The 3,370-nt window shown below is 59.0% G+C and carries 3 protein-coding genes and 1 pseudogene; all 4 read right to left on the reverse strand.

Annotated features, from left to right (window positions below; all coding sequences use genetic code 11):
* The coding region (locus tag ACN4F8_RS13495; RefSeq protein ID WP_419474072.1) for a DegT/DnrJ/EryC1/StrS family aminotransferase at positions 1–1,128 on the reverse strand (1,128 nt) is incomplete at its 3' end.
* Positions 1,129–1,155: 27 nt separating this feature from the next.
* Positions 1,156–2,496 (reverse strand): type II toxin-antitoxin system HipA family toxin, encoded by a 1,341-nt coding sequence (locus tag ACN4F8_RS13500; protein ID WP_419474073.1) that lies wholly within the window; start codon positions 2,494–2,496, stop codon positions 1,156–1,158.
* A gap of 3 nt (positions 2,497–2,499) precedes the next feature.
* Positions 2,500–2,745: a helix-turn-helix domain-containing protein gene (locus ACN4F8_RS13505; protein ID WP_419474074.1), complete on the reverse strand. Its 246-nt coding sequence runs from the start codon at positions 2,743–2,745 to the stop codon at positions 2,500–2,502.
* Between the two features lie 273 nt (positions 2,746–3,018).
* Positions 3,019–3,370 (reverse strand): annotated as a pseudogene (locus tag ACN4F8_RS13510) (acetyltransferase); the annotation flags it as partial.

Below are 3,370 nucleotides of genomic sequence, written 5' to 3' on the forward strand. Positions count from 1 at the left end.
GTCCATCTCGGCCTCGGTGAGCGTGGGATGCACCAGCAGCATCAAACTCGTTTCACCCAGCGCGCGCGCCACCGGCAAAGGCTCGGCAGGTCGCCACGGCGTGCCATCGAACGCCTTTTCCAGATACACCTCGGAGCATGACCCGTGATAACAGGGGACGCCACGGGCGTTCACCTCCTCCACGATGCGATCCCGACTCCACCCGGACGCCAGTTTCTCCGGACGAACGAAGGCGTAGAACTTGTACCAGGCATGCACCACGCCGTCGGGCGTCTCGGGCACCCGCACCACGTCATATTGATCACAGACCGTCTTCAGCCGTAGGGCGTTGGCCGTACGCGCTGCCGTCCAGTCAGCCATTCGCTTGAGTTGGATGCGCCCAATCACCGCCTGCATTTCCAGCATGCGCCAGTTCGTGCCAAAGCTCTCGTGCACCCAGCGAAACCCTGTCGGGTGCTGGCGCTCGTACACCGCCTCCCAGCTTTTGCCGTGATCCTTGTAGCTCCACATGCGTGACCACAACTCGCGGTCGTTTGTGGTGACCATGCCCCCCTCACCACCCGTAGTCATGATCTTGTCCTGGCAGAAGCTCCAGGCACCCACATGACCAATCGACCCTACTGCACGTCCTTTGTAGCGAGCCCCATGCGCTTGGGCACAGTCTTCAATGACATACAGCCCTTTCTCTTCAGCCAGCGCCATGATGGGGTCCAAATCACAAGGCATACCAGCTAGATGCACGCAGATCAACGCCTTCGTGCGCGGCGTGAGTACGGCACGGATGGTGTCGGCTGTAACGTTCTGTGATTCGGCATCCACATCTGCGAACACAGGCGTGGCGCCCGCCGTTACCACACAGGATGCAGAAGCAAGGAATGTTCGCGGCGTCACCACCACCTCATCGCCCGGGCCCACGCCCATCGCCTTCAGCGCCACGTCCAGCGCCAGGGTGCCGTTTGCCAGCGCCACGGCGTAGGGCGTGCCCACCCATCCCGCAAACTCGCGTTCAAACTCCCGACATTCGCGGCCGGTCCAGTAATTCACTTTTTGAGACAACAGCACGCGATGCACCGCATCGGCTTCTTCCTGCGTGAAGCAGGGCCAGGGGGAAAACGGGGTGTTAAGCATTCGGCCTCATGAGTACGGTGAAAAGAATCAACCTGATGAATGGCTCATCAGGCGATGTGCCGAATTGCGGAGGCCCTCAAGGATGGGCTCGGCAACCTCGGCTGGAAAATTGGGTGGCAGCACCTTTCTTACATTCTCGATCACGTCAGGCGTTTGGGTCAGCACCTCTTCAATCAATGCATCGATCTGCCCACTCAAGCCGCAACGCCTCGCAGTCAATCGCCAATGCCGTGCCTGAATAAGCTCCCATCGATACTGCAACGCGTGGTCACCCCGCACAGCCATGGCCATTTTCAACTTCTGGCGGGCAAGTTGTGATGACGCACCCCCCACAACTGGCCAGGCAGATAGCACATCGTATCGCGGCGTCAGGCGGTAACGCCCTTGTGCCTCCAGAAAAACACTGAAGTTCTTGGCGTGCCCGTCGATTGCCGCGAGCATCCAAAACAGTAACTGCGTCTTGAGGAAGTCACGCCGGTCTACCTCGGGTTCTTTGGCACCTAATAGCAGGCTCATCACCCGCTCGATGCCCGGCCCACCATCGGCCTGATATTTCTGATCACGGTGGGTTGCCGTGGCCTGGCACAAGTCTTCCTGCGGGATGCGCGCAACCCAGGTTCCGTCGGGCATGAACCGGCGGTCGAACCGCTCCACCACTAGCGTCTTCCAGGGGCCGAAGTGCTCGATCCAGCAAGCTGCGTGTGGAACACCATATGCCATCAGAATCTGCGCACACAGCCATTCGTTTTCGACCGACAGTCGCAGATCAATGCCGCGCGGCCCCTCGCCGATAGGCAATTTCAGGATGTGCGTGGTGGGCGTCGCATGCAGCGGTTGCAGCCACTGCCCACGGTGCATCAACAACGCCGTCTTCTCCTGAGCACCGGCCAGCGAAATTCGAAAATCTTCTTCCTCCACCGGGCGGCCCAGCCTGGTCCCGCTCATGGAGCGCTGGAGCAACGCCGCCACCCCCACCTCATCCAGAGGACGGCCGTCAATCCGCCGTACATCCGGCGCCGCCGTGTCGGGCAAGGTGAGCTGAATCGCACCGATGCAATCCCTGCCGATTTCGGCCAGCAGATCGAACGCACGTCCAGATCGAGCGCCAAACCTCATCCGCAAGCGCTCGCGAATCTCTCGGTTGTCCGGCAGCAGGTTTTCAAAAAAGTGCTCGACCACTTCGCCCTGATAACGCATCCCGTCAGCCACCAGTGGCATGGACAACGACAGCGGTCGCGCATAACTGGAATGCAACCACTCAGGCACATACACGAAGGTCTGGAAGCCCCGCGCCGACGACGTCCACACCCCCACCCGCTCGCCGTTCATCCAAACGAGCAGATCACGCGAGGTCGTTGGCTTGGCCACCTGTTACCACTCGCCGGCAGGCGGCTCGCCCTTGGTCGCTTCCCTCAGCACCAGCTCCAAGCCAAGACCTGACAGCACCTTGAACAGGGTTTCCACCGTGGCGCGCGCTTCTTTTGCTTCGATCACGGAGATTTGGCTCTGGCGAACCCCTACGCGCTCGCCAACGAGCCGCTGGCTCAAACCCTGCTGCTGACGGTAACCTTTGAGAATCTGACCCAACTGGCCCGGGGTGCGTGCGATGTACTCCATGAATTTATCCACTTCAATAGATAAAAAGACAATATCTACTTATTTAGATAAAGTCAATTTATCCATCTGAATGGATAAACATCACTCACGCGTCTCTCGAAGCCACGTTTGCCGTTGGAAATTCCTCGCCTTCCAGCCGCCCCAACCGCGCCTTCGTGGAACGAGACAAGGCCCAGCGCGACACCGCAGTGTCCATCACCATAAGTTTTCACCGAAACAGTAGTCTCGAACCTACGCGGCGTTGATACGCACCTTGGCTCGCTCACGCCCTGATCACTTCACAAGAGCGCGGGCAGGATTGCCGACGACCGTGGTGCCAGCAGCAACCGAACGCGTGACAACAGCGCCCATCCCGACAACGGCCCCCCGCCCAATGACCAACGGTTCGCCGGGCTTCCCTTGTTTGAGAACAGCCCCTGTACCTATATAGGCGTGATCTTCAATACGGACATTACCGTTACACATAACCCCGGGGGCAAACGTTACAAAATCACCGATTTCGCAGTCATGAGCTACATAACTGTAAATGTTTGCATGGAAGCAGCGCCCGATTCTGATATTCGATGTGAGTGTCACAAATGGACAAAGAATGGCACCCTCCGCTACAGCCACTTCATCAAGGACA

This window comes from Hydrogenophaga sp., assembly GCF_048549895.1.
Classification (GTDB): domain Bacteria; phylum Pseudomonadota; class Gammaproteobacteria; order Burkholderiales; family Burkholderiaceae_C; genus Hydrogenophaga.

Coding starts and splice junctions, on each gene's coding strand:
- ACN4F8_RS13505 (WP_419474074.1), bottom strand. CDS start 2,745: ATGGAGTACATCGCACGCACCCCGGGCCAGTTGGGTCAGATTCTCAAA.